At 58.4% G+C, this 15,437-nt stretch carries 14 protein-coding genes; 11 read left to right on the top strand and 3 right to left on the bottom strand.

The annotated features are described in order from the left end of the window. Positions 1–17 precede the first annotated feature (17 nt). Genes MHK00_RS07355 through MHK00_RS07345 form a run of 3 tightly spaced genes read left to right on the top strand, consistent with a single transcriptional unit; the run spans position 18 to position 4,740 of the window. Positions 18–2,834, top strand: a complete 2,817-nt coding sequence (locus tag MHK00_RS07355; RefSeq protein ID WP_250411020.1) for a DEAD/DEAH box helicase — start codon at positions 18–20, stop codon at positions 2,832–2,834. Positions 2,835–2,866: 32 nt separating this feature from the next. After that, positions 2,867–3,994 carry a M24 family metallopeptidase gene (locus MHK00_RS07350; protein ID WP_250411019.1) on the top strand — a complete coding sequence of 376 codons (1,128 nt, stop codon included), beginning with the start codon at positions 2,867–2,869 and terminating at the stop codon, positions 3,992–3,994. Beyond that, positions 3,994–4,740, top strand: a complete 747-nt coding sequence (locus MHK00_RS07345; protein ID WP_250411018.1) for an SDR family oxidoreductase — start codon at positions 3,994–3,996, stop codon at positions 4,738–4,740. The genes MHK00_RS07350 and MHK00_RS07345 overlap by 1 nt, the downstream gene beginning before the upstream one ends. 14 nt (positions 4,741–4,754) lie before the next feature. On the opposite strand, the gene MHK00_RS07340 is transcribed toward MHK00_RS07345, so the two are convergent. Beyond that, positions 4,755–5,540 (bottom strand): precorrin-3B synthase, encoded by a 786-nt coding sequence (locus tag MHK00_RS07340; protein WP_250411017.1) that lies wholly within the window; start codon positions 5,538–5,540, stop codon positions 4,755–4,757. Positions 5,541–5,625: 85 nt separating this feature from the next. On the opposite strand from MHK00_RS07340, the gene MHK00_RS07335 reads away from it, so the two are divergent. From MHK00_RS07335 to MHK00_RS07325, 3 genes are read left to right on the top strand one after another with little or no spacing between them, the layout of a single operon-like run. Next, on the top strand, positions 5,626–6,228 hold the full coding sequence (locus MHK00_RS07335; protein WP_250411016.1) for an FxsA family protein: 603 nt from the start codon (positions 5,626–5,628) through the stop codon (positions 6,226–6,228). Further along, positions 6,228–7,757: an apolipoprotein N-acyltransferase gene (lnt, locus tag MHK00_RS07330; RefSeq protein WP_250411015.1), complete on the top strand. Its 1,530-nt coding sequence runs from the start codon at positions 6,228–6,230 to the stop codon at positions 7,755–7,757. The genes MHK00_RS07335 and lnt overlap by 1 nt, the downstream gene beginning before the upstream one ends. Before the next feature lie 5 nt (positions 7,758–7,762). Beyond that, a complete protein-coding gene (locus MHK00_RS07325; protein WP_250411014.1) occupies positions 7,763–8,656 on the top strand; it encodes a polyprenol monophosphomannose synthase in 894 nt (297 codons plus the stop codon). Positions 8,657–8,734: 78 nt separating this feature from the next. On the opposite strand, the gene MHK00_RS07320 is transcribed toward MHK00_RS07325, so the two are convergent. Further along, positions 8,735–9,118, bottom strand: coding sequence for an RNA polymerase-binding protein RbpA (locus tag MHK00_RS07320; protein ID WP_250411012.1), 384 nt, complete (start codon positions 9,116–9,118; stop codon positions 8,735–8,737). A 130-nt stretch (positions 9,119–9,248) separates the two neighbouring features. Here MHK00_RS07320 and MHK00_RS07315 point away from each other — a divergent pair, with 130 nt between their 5' ends. The 4 genes from MHK00_RS07315 to MHK00_RS07300 all read left to right on the top strand — a co-directional run bounded on the left by MHK00_RS07315 (position 9,249) and on the right by MHK00_RS07300 (position 12,478). Then, the gene (locus tag MHK00_RS07315) at positions 9,249–9,590 is read left to right on the top strand and encodes a hypothetical protein (protein ID WP_034655353.1); all 342 of its coding nucleotides are present in this window, start codon (positions 9,249–9,251) and stop codon (positions 9,588–9,590) included. Between the two features lie 3 nt (positions 9,591–9,593). Beyond that, entirely contained in the window at positions 9,594–10,295 is a 702-nt protein-coding gene (locus MHK00_RS07310; RefSeq protein WP_250411010.1) for a YceI family protein, read from the top strand. 15 nt (positions 10,296–10,310) lie between these two features. Next, on the top strand, positions 10,311–10,475 hold the full coding sequence (locus tag MHK00_RS07305) for a hypothetical protein (RefSeq protein ID WP_250411008.1): 165 nt from the start codon (positions 10,311–10,313) through the stop codon (positions 10,473–10,475). 1,094 nt (positions 10,476–11,569) lie between these two features. Continuing rightward, complete coding sequence (locus tag MHK00_RS07300; RefSeq protein WP_250411006.1) at positions 11,570–12,478, top strand: Dyp-type peroxidase; 909 nt, start codon at positions 11,570–11,572, stop codon at positions 12,476–12,478. 26 nt (positions 12,479–12,504) lie between these two features. On the opposite strand, the gene MHK00_RS07295 is transcribed toward MHK00_RS07300, so the two are convergent. Beyond that, the gene (locus tag MHK00_RS07295; RefSeq protein WP_005324757.1) at positions 12,505–13,818 is read right to left on the bottom strand and encodes a class I SAM-dependent methyltransferase; all 1,314 of its coding nucleotides are present in this window, start codon (positions 13,816–13,818) and stop codon (positions 12,505–12,507) included. A 233-nt stretch (positions 13,819–14,051) separates the two neighbouring features. Here MHK00_RS07295 and MHK00_RS07290 point away from each other — a divergent pair, with 233 nt between their 5' ends. Next, the gene (locus MHK00_RS07290) at positions 14,052–15,395 is read left to right on the top strand and encodes an NAD(P)/FAD-dependent oxidoreductase (RefSeq protein WP_005329603.1); all 1,344 of its coding nucleotides are present in this window, start codon (positions 14,052–14,054) and stop codon (positions 15,393–15,395) included. Positions 15,396–15,437: the final 42 nt, after the last annotated feature.

Raw genomic sequence — 15,437 nt, 5'->3', positions numbered from 1 at the left:
GGGTAGCCTGGGGAGTCATGACTGAAACTCATCTGGATTCTTTTACCGCAGCCCTGCCATACCCGTTGGATGAGTTCCAGGTAAAGGGCTGCCAGGCCGTGGAAGACGGTCATGGCGTACTGGTCTGCGCGCCGACCGGCGCCGGCAAAACCATCGTGGGCGAATTTGCTGTCTCTTTGGCGCTGAGCCGGGGAACCAAGTGCTTTTATACGACGCCAATTAAAGCCTTGAGCAACCAGAAGTACCACGACTTGGTGGAAGAGCATGGTGAAGAGGCCGTAGGCCTGCTCACCGGTGACGTATCGATCAACTCTGATGCAGAGATTGTCGTCATGACCACCGAGGTGCTGCGCAATATGATTTACGCAGAATCCGCGGCCCTCGATCGCTTGACCCACGTGGTCATGGATGAGATCCACTTTTTGGCCGATGCTTCCCGCGGTGCTGTGTGGGAAGAGGTCATTCTCAACCTCGCGGATCATGTCTCCATCATTGGCCTATCTGCTACCGTGTCCAATTCGGAAGAATTCGGCGATTGGCTTTCTACCGTGCGCGGCGATACCACCGTCATCGTCTCCGAACACCGCCCAGTTCCGCTCGACCAATGGATGATGCTGGGGCGCAAGATTTATCCGCTCTTCGAGCCAGAATCTGGCGGCCAGGTCAACGCCGAGCTAGAGCGTAGGATCCAGCGCCTCGAAGCCGGCGATACGGACGATGGTCGCGCGGACTATAAGTCCAGCAAAGGTTTTCGCGCCCGCGCCCGTCACAAGGGCGGCGGACGCAGCGAATTCCACGGTAAGGGAAGGGGACGCTCCGGCGCCGCCCGGCAGCAGGATCGCTATCGCCCCTTGGGCCGCCCAGAGGTATTGAAGGTATTGCAATCGCAGGACATGCTTCCGGCGATCACCTTCATCTTCTCCCGTGCAGGCTGCGATGGCGCTCTCTATCAGTGCCTGCGCAGCCGCATGGTGCTTACCTCCCAAGAGGAAGCACAGCAGATTAAAGACATTGTCGATGCGGGTGTGGAAGGTATCCCTGAAGAAGATCTGCAGGTCCTAGACTTTAAGCGCTGGCGCGAAGCCCTGTCGCGTGGCTTTGCCGCACACCATGCGGGCATGCTGCCCGCGTTCCGGCACATCGTGGAAGACCTATTCGTACGCGGCCTCGTCCGTGCCGTGTTCGCTACTGAAACGCTTGCTCTCGGCATCAATATGCCGGCGCGCACCGTGGTGCTAGAAAAGCTCATCAAGTTCAATGGTGAGGTGCACGTCGATCTCACCCCAGGCCAGTACACGCAGCTGACTGGCCGGGCAGGACGCCGTGGCATCGATACCTTGGGCAATGCAGTAGTGCAATGGGCCCCCGCCATGGATCCGCGTCAAGTAGCTGGCCTTGCTTCTACCCGTACGTATCCTCTCATTTCCACTTTTGCACCGGGCTACAATATGGCGATCAATTTGCTGGGCATGCTTGGTTTCGAGGAATCTCTCCGCCTTTTGGAAAAGTCCTTCGCACAGTTCCAAGCCGATGGCTCCGTCGTGGAGGAAACTCGCGAGATTGAACGCGCCGAGCATCGCGTGCGAGAACTGCGCAACCAGCTCGATGATGCCGTGGCGTCGCTTGCACCACCTGCTAAAGACGGGGAAGATCCCGCCGAGGTTCTCATGGACTATGTCCGCCTGCGCCGCGAGCTCACGGTTGAGGAAAAGCAATCAAAGATCGATAGTGCCAACCAGCGCAACCAAGAGGTGATTGCGGTACTGGGACGCCTGCAGCTGGGCGATGTTATTGCCATGCCCGGCAAGAAGCGTCCAATTCTCGCCGCGGTTGTTACTCCCGCTAACCAAACCGCGGATCCCCGCCCGTGGATTACCACTGAGTCCGGGTGGTCGGGACGTATCGATGCAGCCGGAATCAATAACCCACCGATCCAAGTCGGTAGCATCAAGATCCCCAAGCCGGTGCGCAAGAATCCGCGCCGCAATACCCGATATGTGCAGGATGTCTTGCACCGCGAACACTTTGACCGTCCTAAGCGCATGAAGTCGCACACCCGCGCCCGGCCTAATAAGCGAGTGGGGCAGTTGCGCGACGCACTGCGTGGTCATCCAGCTCACGATTGGCCGGCTACTGACCGCGAACAGCTGGCGGGCCTGGCGCAAAAGCTTGCACGGCGCGAGCGTGATCGGGACAAGCTGCAATCCAAGGTCAATAAGGCTACGGATACCTTGGGCCGCACCTTCGAGCGCATTGTGGATCTCCTCGCTGAGATGGACTACGTCGAGTTCACCGGGGCTGGCGCGGACCGCACGCCGGTCGTCACCGAAGAAGGCGAACGCCTTGCCAAAATTCACAGCGAATCCGATCTGCTCGTCGCCCAATGCCTCAAGCGCGGAATTTGGGATGAACTCGATCCCGCTGAGCTTGCCGGCGTTGCCTCCCTGTGCTGTTTCGAAAACCGCAAGGCCACCAGTGGGCAACCGGAAGCCGCCACCGAGCGCATGGCTGACGCTATGAATGCCACGTGGCGCGTGTACACCGAACTTACCGCTGATGAGCAGCGCCATCGGCTGCCGCCCACCCGTGAACCAGAGGCCGGATTCGCTTTGGCTGTACACCAATGGGCGGCCGGGGCGCCCTTGGGCTACTGCATGGCTGCGGCCAATGAAGCCGGGGCCGAACTCACCCCGGGTGATTTTGTCCGTTGGTGCCGCCAAGTCATCGACCTGCTGCAACAAGTGGCTAAAACGGGGTACGACGGCGAAATGCAACGCAACGCCCGCCGAGCCATCGACGCGATTCAGCGCGGTGTCGTAGCCATTGGCGCCTAATATCCGCGGCGCGGACGAGTAGACTCTGGGGCATGACTGATACTCAGACTTTTTCCGCTGATGTCTACGCCCAGCGTCTGCACGCCGCACAAAAGGCGGCTGCAGACAAGGGCATCGATCTGCTCCTCATTGGTACGGGACCAGACTTTGCCTACCTCACCGGCTCCTGGGTCTCTTCCCACGAACGTTTGACGGTCTTGGTTGTGCCGCAGCAGGGCAATGCATGGATCGCCGCGCCCAATACCGATATCACCGATATCAAGGCTGCTCCAGTAGGTGAGCTGGATGTAGAGTTGCGTGGCTGGAATGACGGAGAAAATCCTTATGAGTTTGCACTGCGTGGCGCAGGCGACGGACTAGGCAAGGTAGCGCTGGGACAGTCGCTGACTGCAGACCACGTGCTGCGTTTCCAAGCGCTGCTTCCACACGCCAGCTATGAACTGGCCACTTACGCGCTGGCCGAACTCTTTACCCGCAAGGATGAGGCTGAGATTGCTGAGCTGCGCAAGGCTGGCCATGCCATCGACGCAGTCCACGCGCAAGTTCCACAGCTTTTGCAGGCCGGCCGCACCGAAGCCGAGGTGGCCCACGAACTGGAAAAGCTCATCCTGCAGGAGCACTCTGTTATCGATTTCGTCATCGTCGGATCGGGCCCGAATGGCGCCAACCCGCACCATAGCTTTTCGGATCGCGTGTTGGCTGAAGGTGAGCCGGTGGTCGTCGATATCGGAGGCACTCTGCCTTCCGGCTACCACTCCGATTGCACCCGCACCTACGTAGTGGGCGGGGATATGTCCACGGCCCCGCAGGATTTCCAGGATGCCTATGCCGTGCTTGCCGACGCCCAAGCTGCCGCCCGCGCCGCAGCCCACCCCGGCAGCACCGCCGCAGACATCGATGCCATCACCCGCCAGGCGATCTCGGCAGCCGGTTGGGGCGACTACTTTGTCCACCGCACCGGACATGGCATCGGCCTGTCCACGCACGAGGAGCCTTTCATCATGGAAGGCAACGATCTCGCCTTGGAAGAGGGCATGGCCTTTTCCATTGAGCCGGGTATTTACTTGGAAGGCAAGTGGGGCATGCGCTTGGAAGACATCGTGGTGCTGACCAACGATGGCTACGAGTCCCTCAACCAAGCTCCGCGTGACGTCCGTTAATGGCTGGCGTACTAATTCTGGGTGGCCGTAGCGATATCGGCGGAGAAATCGCTAGGAGAGTAGCCCCAGGCCAAGACATTGTGCTCGCCGCTCGTGGCACCCACGGTATGGAAGGCGTGGAAGGCCGGCTCCGGGCGGCGGGTGCGCGCAGCGTCCATCTGCTTGATTTCGACGCCGCAGATTTTCCGTCCCACACCGGTGTGGTTGAGCGTGCCATAGAGCTGGCAGGCCCCCTTGAGCTTGCTGTCGTCGCCTTTGGCATCTTGGGCGATCAGCAGCGGGCGGAACGCGATGCTTCCCACGCGGTCGACATCGCCACAATCGATTATGCCGCGCAGATTTCACTGCTTACACTCGTTTCCCAGCGTATGCACCGCGGCCATATCGTCGCCTTTTCCTCGATAGCAGGCTGGCGGGCCCGCCGGGCAAACTACGTGTACGGGTCTACCAAGGCCGGTCTTGATGCCTTCTGTCAGGGGCTGGCGGACAAGCTGCACGGCAGCCAGGTAGGCCTTATTACCGCGCGCCCTGGCTTTGTCATCGGCAGCATGACCGAAGGAATGAAGCCGGCCCCGCTTTCTGTACGACCAGCAGATGTGGCCGAGGCAGTTGTCGGCTGCATTGACCGCGATGCACGGCGCGGTAAGCCGCGTTCGCGCACCGTGTGGATTCCTCGGGCTCTGCAGGGCCTCGCGTGGGTCATGCGGCTTGTACCGCGCCCAATATGGCGGCACATGCCGCGCTAGATTCTGCGTTCTTTTTAGTCTGCGCGCAGCAGGGGAGAATTGATGTCGAAGATAAAACCGCGCGGGGCGAGTACGCGCAGTACCACTTCGGCGTCACCCTCGGCAATATTGTGAAAGACTAATCCGCCCCATGGGGTGACGGTGATGTCTACCTCTAACTGGCCGATGAGCTGCGCAAACTCGGCAGGGATGGCGCCGCGGTGCACGCCCGCGCCGAGGTCAACTACGCCCGCAGGCAAATGATCATCTAACCAGCCGATGGGGCCTGGTTCTGCCAGGTCGGAGGCACTATGCTCTAGGGATTCGGCGCCTTGGAGTGCCTCCTCATAGTGGTGGGCAGCAGCCTGTGGAGTCAGTGGGGCAGAGGGGGCGTCGCCAAGCGGGGAACGCTCAAGGCGCAGGGCACCGTCCCCGTCGATGCTAAGGCTGACTGCGGCTGCGCCGGTCGGTACGTCGTCGTGGGCGATAACTGCCAGTCCGGGACCGCTTTCCGCCGTACCCAGCTCAGCCGCGATGTCCTGGGCCGTTTGCTTGGCCGCCGGCGACAAAGGCGAAGCCAGCACCGGCATCGCCGTGGCACGCAAGTGCAACTGCTGGAGCTCCTGGTTGAGTGCCTCCGCATCCTTAATGCCGCGCAGCTCGATTGCGGAGAACCGGTCGATGTAGACATACCCATCCGCAACAGCACTGGCGCACTGCGCCAAAGTGACCCAATCCTGGGCGTGGGTGCTGCCGCCGGCAACGTGGATGCGGATGCACGTGCCGTACTGGGGGTCTTCAAAAAGCGCAGGAGTAAACATGCGCACTAGTCTAACCTGCCGCGGTTGCACCTTCGCGCATGAGTGTTGCCAGCACTTTATCAGTCTGCCTCGTTAGACTGAGGCCATGCCGTTTATGTATTTTGCTCTCTACATGGTCGCAGAGACCCTGACTTTTTGGGCCGTCTCAAAATGGATCGGCGTTGGCTGGGCGCTTATCGCACTCTTTGTCACCATGTTCTTCGGAATGTCCATCGCTGGCATTGAAGTGCGCCGCTTGATGGGAAAGCAGGTCGAACGCACAGGGGACGGGACATACGTCGTTCACGCCGGCAATGTGGGCAAGACCGCCAGCAATGTGGGCCTTACCTTGGTAGGCGGCATGTTGCTTTCTTTGCCGGGCTTCTTGACGACGATCCTCGGAGCCCTCTTTATCTTCTCGCCGACCCGCGCCGTCTTGCGCACGGTGCTAGCGGCCTCCTTGTACCGCAAGATCGAAAACATGGGCGTTAAGATCTACGAGGCCACCCCAATGGCGCAGCAGCACGACTCTTATGGCGACTTTGGCTCCTTTGGTCGTGGCCAAGCAACACACAGTGGGCATCCCAGCACGCAGGATGCTGGCCCGCATGAGGTGTTGGATGAGGAAGAGATCCGCCGTTGGAGCGAGAACCTGGATCCAGATGACTTCGGACCCTCTGGTGGCGACTCCAAAGGCGGAAAGAGCTAGTGGTGCTAACTCTTGCCCGCCTCGTAGTGGCGGGCCTTTCCGGTCTGCTTACGTATGCCGCCATCGAGCCCCGTGGCTGGTGGTGGGCTGCCATTGTGGGCGTGGGCTTGCTGTACGCGAGCTTGCTGCCGTGGGGAACTAGGCACGTTACCGCCCGTGTGGGCGCGCTTCTTGCAGTCGCGCATTCGCTCGTGCTGTACCTGCTGACGCTGCCATGGATCGGCGAATTAGTGGGCAGTGGGCCATACATCGCTTTGGCTATATGGCTTTCGGTATACGCGATTCTACTGGGCATTGGCGGCGCGGCAGTAGCGCGGTGGAAATACGGTTTTATTGCCTTCCCGTTCTTCTACCTCGCGGTGGAGGTGTTGCGTTCTTCGGTACCTTTCGGCGGTTTTTCTTGGGTGAAATTGGCTTGGGGACAAATCGACGGACCGCTAGCCAACCTGGCTCCGTGGGGTGGAACCTCGCTCATTACCGCAGCCACGGTTCTGTGCGGTTGCGGTCTCGCTGCACTGCTGATTCAACGCGGATGGAAAGCCAAAAGCGCCGCATTCTTAGCAGCTATCCTTCCCCTTGCAAGCGCAACGGTGGCAGGTCTGGGAATCAACCGAGACGATTCCACTGTCGGGGAAGCAAAGGTTGCCGCTATCCAAGGAAACGTACCACGCATGGGCCTAGACTTTGCCGGGCAACGCCAAGCGGTCCTTAACAACCACGTGGCTGAGACAAAGAAGCTGGCCGCACGCGACAAGGACATTGACCTAGTCATCTGGCCCGAAAACTCCTCTGATATCAACCCATTCCGTGACGGCAAGGCAGCCTCGGCGATCAGTGGCGCCGTCGATGCGATAGACGCACCTGTTTTGGTTGGCACCGCTACGCGGGATGAGGTGGGAGCCCGCAACACAATGCAGGTCTTCGCTCCTGGTCATACGGTGGGAGACCATCACTATAAGAAGTACCTACAGCCTTTCGGCGAAACTATGCCCATGCGGGATTTCTTTGCCAAGTTTTCTGACTATGTGGACCTCGCCGGCGATTTTAAGCCCGGCGACGGCCCAGGTGTGGTCTCCATGGCGGGCGTGCCGGTTGGCGTGGCAACGTGCTACGAGGTCTCCTTCGATAGCGCCTTTAGGGAGTCGGTGAAAAATGGCGCAGAACTGCTAACTACTCCCACCAATAACGCCACCTTTGGCCATTCCGATATGACCTACCAGCAATTGGCCATGAGCCGATTGCGTGCAATAGAGACGGACCGAGCCGTGGTGGTGGCGGCGACTTCTGGAGTATCCGCCATCGTTCACCCAGATGGACACGTTAGCCAGTCCACGGAGATTTTTACGCCAGATGCCTTAGTAGAGCAGTTGCCCTTGCGTAGTGGCGAGACCTTTTCCGTCAGGTTTGGTTCGCCCCTGCAATGGCTCATGGTTATTATTGGAACAGTCTGCGCACTGGTAGCTTTGCGCACAAACCGCCTGCGACGCACCCCGCGCCGCCCCGGCACAGATACATACGTAGGAGCATAAACACTGTGAGCACGCTTGAATCCTCGACCTTGGTCATCATCCCGACCTATAACGAGATCGAAAATCTGCCTCTTATCACCGGACGCGTCCGCGCGGCAATCCCGGAGGTTCATATCCTTATCGTGGACGATAACTCTCCCGATGGAACTGGTGACAAGGCCGATGAGTTCGCAGCGCAAGATGACCACATCCACGTTCTTCACCGCGAGGGCAAAGGCGGCCTGCTAGGCGCTTATATCGCCGGCTTTGAATGGGGATTGGAGCGCGACTACCAAGTGCTGTGCGAGATGGATGCAGACGGCTCCCACGCCCCGGAACAGCTTCACCTGCTGTTAGAAGAGGTGGACAAGGGCGCGGACCTAGTTATCGGCTCCCGCTATATTCCGGGTGGCGAGACCGTCAACTGGCCAGCATCCCGCGAGTACCTGTCCCGCTTGGGCAATATCTACATTTCCGTCGCACTGGGCGCTGGCCTGTCCGATATGACCGCTGGTTACCGTGCGTTCCGCCGCGAACTGCTCGAGTCCATCGACTTTGATGAGCTGTCCAAGGCCGGCTACATCTTCCAGGTGGATTTGGCCTTCCGTGCTGTCAAGGCCGGCTTTGACGTCCGCGAAGTTCCCATTACCTTTACCGAGCGCGAATATGGCGAATCCAAGCTTGATGGGTCCTTCGTGAAGGATTCCTTGCTCGAGGTCACCAAGTGGGGCGTTGCTCATCGCGCTGAGCAGCTGCAGGACTTCGGTGGCGCCGTGTCCAAGTTGGTCAACCGTGAAGTCAAGGACGGCTCCATTCATGATCTAGGCGTTCAAGCCCGTAAGAGCGCCGGCTGGGTGTCTGACTTCGCCAGCGAGATCGGCCATCTGGCAAAGCACCAGATTGCGCAACTGAAGAAGTAGGCGCCACCACAACGCATAAGGCCCGTACCGTCCCTTAGCCAGACTAGGGAGGTACGGGCCTTATGCTACCGTAGAACTTTAAGAGTTCTTTTGCTGCTGCTCCTGCTGTTCCTTCAGGAGGCGGGCTGCGGAACGGCGGCGGGAGCGCAGGTGGTTAATGCGCTCTTCAAGCAGCTCATCGAGCTCCTCGATGGAGCGGCGCTCACGCAGCATATCCCAGTGGGTGCGTGGTGGCTTAGCGGGCTTAGACTCAACGCCTTCACCTTCTACCAGGTGGCCCAGCTTGCCGTTCTTGCACATCCATTCTTCAGGGATTTCAGCATCATTCGCGAAAGGCACCTCATAAATTTCGCCGTCTTCGGTGCGGTACTTCACCATCTGGCGCGGTGCGAGGTCGTGGTCGCGGTCGGTTTCGTAGCTGACTGCGCCCATACGGCTGCCACGGAGTACGCGATCTGCCATGCAACATCATCCTTTTCAAAGAGATCCCTGATTGAGTGCGAAGCAAAACTTCGCCTAAGAGCTACTAATTATAACGAACACCCACGCGTCTTTGTTCCCAGCCCGCCCAAAATGGACTAAAGTGTACCGGGTGATCCGTACAGCTAGTCGTGAACGCAACGTCGGTTCCTGCCAATGGTGTGGGAAGGACATTGACCAAGGCGGTAGGGGACGGCCACGGAAGTTTTGCAGCGCCTCCTGTAAGCAGCGTGCTTATGAGCAAAGAAATAACGTCAGTGGCACGGGGATTCCCGCCAATGCCGTCATCCTTACTCCAGAAAAGGCAGAGAGTTTGCGTGACGGACTTTTTGAACTACGTTGTTCCGCAGAAGATATCAATACCGCCGCGGAGGAAGGCGCTAGTGCGCAGGAGCTTGCCGGTTTGTGCGAAGAGCTTGTTGCCCTGGCGCGACGCCTAGAAGGACTTCGATAGAAGATGAAAAAGCTTTTTTATAACCGCAAGCTCGTCATCACCATCTTTGTGGTGCTGATTGTGTTGCTCACCGCCGTGGCCATTGGCCCGATGATGTATTCGCTTCTCAAGGGCGCCGGAGTAAAGACCGAACCAGTTTCCGCCGACGGCGCAAAGGCCGCATCAACGGAGCTCGATGGCACCTGGGAGGTAGCCAAGGGCCGTGCCAATAACCATACCTCGGTTGGTTTTACCTTTAATGAGGTTCTACCTGCGGAAAAGACCACCACATCGGGTTCAACCACGGAGGTAACCGGCCAGGCGGATATTTCTGATTCCACCCTTAAAACCGCCACGGTCACCGTTGATATGGATGAACTGACCACAGATAAAAAGGTACGTGATCAGAACATGAAGTCCAAGCTCTTTGAGACTCAGCTTTTCCCAGAGGCATCCTTTGAGCTGACTAAGCCGGCCTCGCTTGCCGACGTCCCGGATGACGGCTCCATTGGCACAGTCAAGCTCACCGGAGATCTGACTATCAAGGATGAAACGCACGAGATTTCCCAAGACTTCGACGTTCTTCGCGATCGCGATCAGATCGTCATCGGCGGCACCGTGCCAGTAAATCGCCTTGATTATGGCGTGGAGACCCCAGAGATGCTCGCCGCGAAGGTCGAGGAAAACGGCGAGGTAAATCTCCGCATTTCCTTCGAGAAGAACTAACGAGGGCTTAAGCCTGTGAATTCCCGTCAGATTATCCCGTTTATGTGGCTGCGCCTCATCGTCGTCATCGGCTTTACCATTTTCGTCGCCGTTCAACAGATGTGGGTCATTGTGGCCATCTCTGTCCTTTTGGCGCTGTTGACTATCTGGCAGCTGTGGAGCGCTTACCAGAACCGCTAATTAGACCTTCACGGCGTTGGGTGTACTTCCTCGATTAAAGTCAGTGTGACTTTATATAGTGGTGTAGTAAGTCCCGCCAGTAGGGCCTATTTTTCGCCCGATATCAGGTTTTCGGTCGCCGAGCGAAACACCGTCGCCAACGGTTGGCCCCGGAATAAAAAGTCACGAAAGGCAGATGGGGTCGGCTGCCGCAAATCCGAACTCCAATGAGCGGCAGCCGGAATCGATACCTGCGCCTGAGCCTGGCGGCCGGCGGCCAGCGGGTGGCGTGACAGAGACCGCGGGTCGTCGCCAAGCAAAGCGCCGTAATATCGCGTGGAGGTTTGACGAAGCTGAATCGGGGCCCAATAGATGGGCCGGGAAGATGTGTTAGCACCCAGGCGCGACTGAGGGTGACACATGAAGGTCCGCTAGATATCCGTAATTGTCCGATAATGTACATTATGTCATTTTAACCAGGGGTGGCATTCCCCCTTTTAGCTCCTGACTCCATACATCGATACCTGCACCTCGCTTCTGTCGTTCGCTCCTGACAACACGCGCCCGAATGAAGCTTCCCAGATGTGCCATTCCTTCACGACAATTGGGCTCTCGTCATTTCTCATACGGCGGATGACTTCTTTCTCGGCTAGGCCTCTCGTAGCACATGCGGCCTTAAGCTCTGGATCGAATTCAGCGTTCGACGGATCCGATCCCTGCGCGTGTCCACCGCTAAATACGATATAAACCACTTCCGGATGGTGTTCTACATCCAGTGGACCTTTCCACCCACGCAGGTGTGCCTCTTCAGTCCAACAGGTTACCCCTGAGCGGTCTACACATTGTCCCATCGCTTTTTCTTGAGCGCGCGTCAGCGCAACTCCTGCAAAAGACTCATCATATGAATCGTCATTCCGCGCAAACAATACGAAGAGCCGCGCGGTTCCTTTTCTTCTACTTCTTCGTATCCATGTCCACATCTTCTCACCCGGCTATCGGTTAGTTTTCAACCAAAATGCACACTAGCGCATATAACGGCCAAGCAGGTCTCTATCAGGAGCGATTCCAAGCCGGCGAACGTACCTCATCTCCACAGGGTGCGTAGAATCGACAACATGACGATTCAGCACGTAGTAGATAAGCCTTCCCGCGCAGCTCTCTTCCTCGTCCTTGAAATCAAGGACGGTGGCGAGCAGGCCACTCGCGATATGCTCACGGGGTTTGCCGGACTGTTTAAGTCCGTTAACTTCCGCTACAACGAAGGCGAGCTTTATACCGTAGTCGGCATTGGTGCTTCCATGTGGCCGCGTTTGACCAGCGCGCCTATGCCGGAACGCCTGAAGGAATTTGAGGCAATCGATGCCGCGCATAAGGCCCCGGCCACGCCGGGCGATATTCTTCTCCACTTCCGTGCGAATACCTATGACCTGTGCCATGAGATGGCCCGCCAGGTACTGGATCAGCTGGGCGATGCCGCCAGGGTTATCGATGAGACCCACGGCTTTAAGTACTTGGACCAGCGCGATTTACTAGGCTTTGTGGATGGCACCGCCAATCCCCTCGCCGAAGAGGCCTTAGATACCGTGCTGCTTGGCGACAACGGCGACTACCCTCGTGGCTCCTACGTCACCGTCCAAAAATATATCCACGACCTGGCCAAGTGGAACGAGCTGAGCACCGAGGAGCAAGAAGAGGTCATCGGCCGCACCAAGGCCGACGATATCGAGTTGGATGACGATACCAAGCCCACTAACTCGCACGTCGCCCTCAATGACCTAGAGGAAGATATTTACCGTGAGAACATGGTCTTCGGCTCTTTCGCCGCGGGTGAGATGGGCACTTACTTCATCGGCTATGCCAAGGACCCCGAAAACGTCATGGAACGCCTGCGCAATATGTTCATTGGCAAGCCGGAGGGAAACTACGACCGTATCTTGGACTTCTCCACCGCGCTTACTGGCACCAACTTCTTTGTGCCCAGTGCGGATCTGATGAAGAACTTCGACGAGCTGCCGCCGGCCTAAGGGCCGCCGGCCTAAGGGCCGCCCGCCTAACGCCGGCCCCCGCGGTTGCGGTGAGCCAACCCAAATTGCACCGAGTCAATCATCCCGAGCGTCATAAGGGCCTCACGGAGGGCAAATTGGAAGGTCCATAAGCGACGGAAGACTGGGTCGAACCCAGCGGCCGCTGCTTCTCGCAGGTGCCCGTCAAAAAAGGATCGCTGCTGACGCAGGGATTCCAAGTAATGGGTGCCTACGTGTGTTTCGGACACGATGCGCAGGTTAGAGTTCTTATCCACTAGCTGGTGCATCTCCGTGGTGCGCGGATAGTCCAACCCCGGCCACACATAGGCTCGCAAGGCCTGAAGCGAGGCCTTACCGGCCTCCGTCATCGACTCGGTCGCAACGATGGACTGGATTCCTGCCCGCCCATTAGGCGTCAAGAACCGGTCGACTGCGCGGATATATTCTTTGCGCTCGCTGGCGCTGAGTTGTTCTACCTTTTCTACAGTGACGATTGCGTCATAGTGCCCGTGCCATTGCTTAGGGTTCGGGACGACACCGGGAATGCGCTCGACATGGATGGAATCGTCTGCCCCCTCTAGTACGAGGGCCTCGCGCATGTGGCTCATTTGGTCCACATCACTGGTCAAAACGTCCACCGTAGCGCGTCGCTTAGTCGCCCGCATCGCTGGCTGCATTCCGGCAGCCGGGTACACCAACAGGTGGGTTCCGGCGCCGGTGCGGGTGCCGTCAAGCAGCCAATCCGCTGCGCGGCGCTGCGCATCTCCCAGGTCATCCCTGTCCACACTCGTGGGCTCACTCAGCGTCGTGACATCGACGAAGTGGCTCTTCGGCTCCTTGCGGCCGGCCTTGGGGCTATAGCTTTCCACCGTTTCCCTAATGGTGGTCGGTACGCCACTGGAAAAAATCCCACCTACATGGCTTAATCCATCGCCGGCATAGAGCCGAACCAATTCCAGTGGCAGCTCCCCTGGCTCCGACTTACCAGCACCAAGCATTTTGGACTTGGGGAGGTAGCCTGCTCCCAATAGGCGGCCGAGCACCTTTACCAGCTGCGAGGAGGAAGTGACGGTCCACTCTCCTGCCATGTAGCTTTCCGCAAATCCCAACCAACCGCTAGCGGCAATGCGCTCAAACAAGGCATCATGCCCCACCTTGAGATCTGGTCCATCTTCGGCTTCGAGGTCCAGTTCTAGACCGGCATCATCGCAGGCCTTGGCAAATTCAGCCTCTGCCCGGCGGGCTTTCATTCCAGGCCAACGAGGTGCGGGAACCGTAGCCACATTGGGCCAGGATTCTGCATCGATAGAGCTCAAATACTCAGGGCGGGTAAAAGACATAATGCCAGGTGCGCTCCTTGGTGGGCGGAGGAAGTCACTATCCGGAACAACCTTAGTCAGCTTTGTGCGCACCCCGGTTTAGGCGCTCCGCACAGCCGCGCCGGTTCTTCCCACGGAATCCGCAACGCAGGGGCGGAAGTTTATCAGTCATTAAGTATGCGCGTTCTGTTTGAAGTGTTTAGACTGTACAGGTACAAAACATTAGCTTTCTTAAGGAAGGTCGCATTAAATCCATGACTGATACCCCTTATCGCCCCAACGGTGGCCGCCACCACGTCGTCGTGGTTGGCGCCGGCTTCGGTGGTCTCAACACCGTTCAGAAGCTGAAGAACGCCGATGTGGAAATCACCCTCATCGATAAGAAGAACCACCACCTGTTCCAGCCGATGCTGTACCAGGTAGCAACCGGCATGATTTCCGCCGGTGAGGTTGCCCCTTCCACCCGCCAGCTGCTGCGCGATCAGGACAACGTCCACTTCGTCAACGCTGAGGTAACTGATATCAATCTGGCGGACCAGACGGTGACCGCCGAGCAGGACGAGTTCTCCCGCACCTATGCTTATGACTCCCTGGTTGTCGCCGCGGGTTCCGGTCAGTCCTACTTTGGCAACGACCACTTCGCCGAGTTCGCCCCCGGCATGAAGACCTTGGACGATGCCCTGGAGCTGCGTTCTCGCATCATCTCGGCCTTTGAAAAGGCTGAGCTTACTGACGACCCCGCAGAACGCGAGCGCCTGCTCACTTTCATCATCGTTGGTGCCGGCCCAACCGGCGTTGAGCTCACCGGCCAGATTGCCGAATTGGCAAACCGTACCCTCAACGATGTCTACTCCAACTACGGCACTACCTCCGCCAAGATCTACCTGCTCGATGGCGCCCCACAGGTACTGCCACCATTTGGCAAGCGCCTGGGCCGCAAGGCGCAGCGCACCTTGGAAAAGGAAGGCGTACAGGTTCACCTCAACGCCATGGTGACTGATGTAACCGCAGATACCGTCACCTACAAGGACATGAAGACCGAGGAGGAGACCACCCTGACAGGTGCTACCAAGATCTGGTCGGCTGGTGTGGCCGCTTCCCCACTGGGCAAGATGGTTGCAGAGCAGGCTGGCGTCGAGGCAGACCGCGCAGGTCGCGTCTCCGTCAACGAGGACCTGACCGTGGGCGAGCACAACAACGTCTACATGATCGGTGACATGATCTCCCTCAACCGCCTGCCGGGTCTGGCACAGGTTGCTATCCAGGGTGGCGCGCACGTCGCAAAGCTCATCCAGGCCAAGGTGGACGAGGAATCTACCGCAAATGAGAAGGAAGCCTTCGACTACTTTGACAAGGGCTCCATGGCCATCGTCAAGCGCTTCAACGCCGTCGTTAAGCTGGGCAAGACCGAGTTCGGTGGCTTTGCAGGCTGGGTTGCATGGCTCGGCCTGCACCTGACCTACGTCATTGGTCTGCGCAGCCGCTTGGCCGTGCTGGTTAACTGGGCAACCAATATCCTTTCCCGCGATCGCGGCAACCTGGAGATCACCACCCAGCAGCGCATCGCACGCAACATCATTAACAAGAACGAGAAGTAGTACCTCCTCGCTCGCATCGCCGCCCCACCTGCTGCAAAGCAG

This window comes from Corynebacterium tuberculostearicum (assembly GCF_022347385.1).
Lineage (GTDB): Bacteria > Actinomycetota > Actinomycetes > Mycobacteriales > Mycobacteriaceae > Corynebacterium > Corynebacterium tuberculostearicum_M.
Note: the sequence above shows the minus strand (reverse complement) of the source record. Positions and strands in the feature narration are given on the sequence as shown.

Excerpts from the sequence above, each read along its gene's own strand:
- MHK00_RS07355 (WP_250411020.1), top strand. The coding sequence starts at position 18 with ATGACTGAAACTCATCTGGATTCTTTTACCGCAGCCCTGCCATACCCG.
- MHK00_RS07350 (WP_250411019.1), top strand. The coding sequence starts at position 2,867 with ATGACTGATACTCAGACTTTTTCCGCTGATGTCTACGCCCAGCGTCTG.
- MHK00_RS07345 (WP_250411018.1), top strand. The coding sequence starts at position 3,994 with ATGGCTGGCGTACTAATTCTGGGTGGCCGTAGCGATATCGGCGGAGAA.
- MHK00_RS07340 (WP_250411017.1), bottom strand. The coding sequence starts at position 5,540 with ATGTTTACTCCTGCGCTTTTTGAAGACCCCCAGTACGGCACGTGCATC.
- MHK00_RS07335 (WP_250411016.1), top strand. The coding sequence starts at position 5,626 with ATGCCGTTTATGTATTTTGCTCTCTACATGGTCGCAGAGACCCTGACT.
- MHK00_RS07320 (WP_250411012.1), bottom strand. The coding sequence starts at position 9,118 with ATGGCAGATCGCGTACTCCGTGGCAGCCGTATGGGCGCAGTCAGCTAC.
- MHK00_RS07310 (WP_250411010.1), top strand. The coding sequence starts at position 9,594 with ATGAAAAAGCTTTTTTATAACCGCAAGCTCGTCATCACCATCTTTGTG.
- MHK00_RS07300 (WP_250411006.1), top strand. The coding sequence starts at position 11,570 with ATGACGATTCAGCACGTAGTAGATAAGCCTTCCCGCGCAGCTCTCTTC.
- MHK00_RS07295 (WP_005324757.1), bottom strand. The coding sequence starts at position 13,818 with ATGTCTTTTACCCGCCCTGAGTATTTGAGCTCTATCGATGCAGAATCC.
- MHK00_RS07290 (WP_005329603.1), top strand. The coding sequence starts at position 14,052 with ATGACTGATACCCCTTATCGCCCCAACGGTGGCCGCCACCACGTCGTC.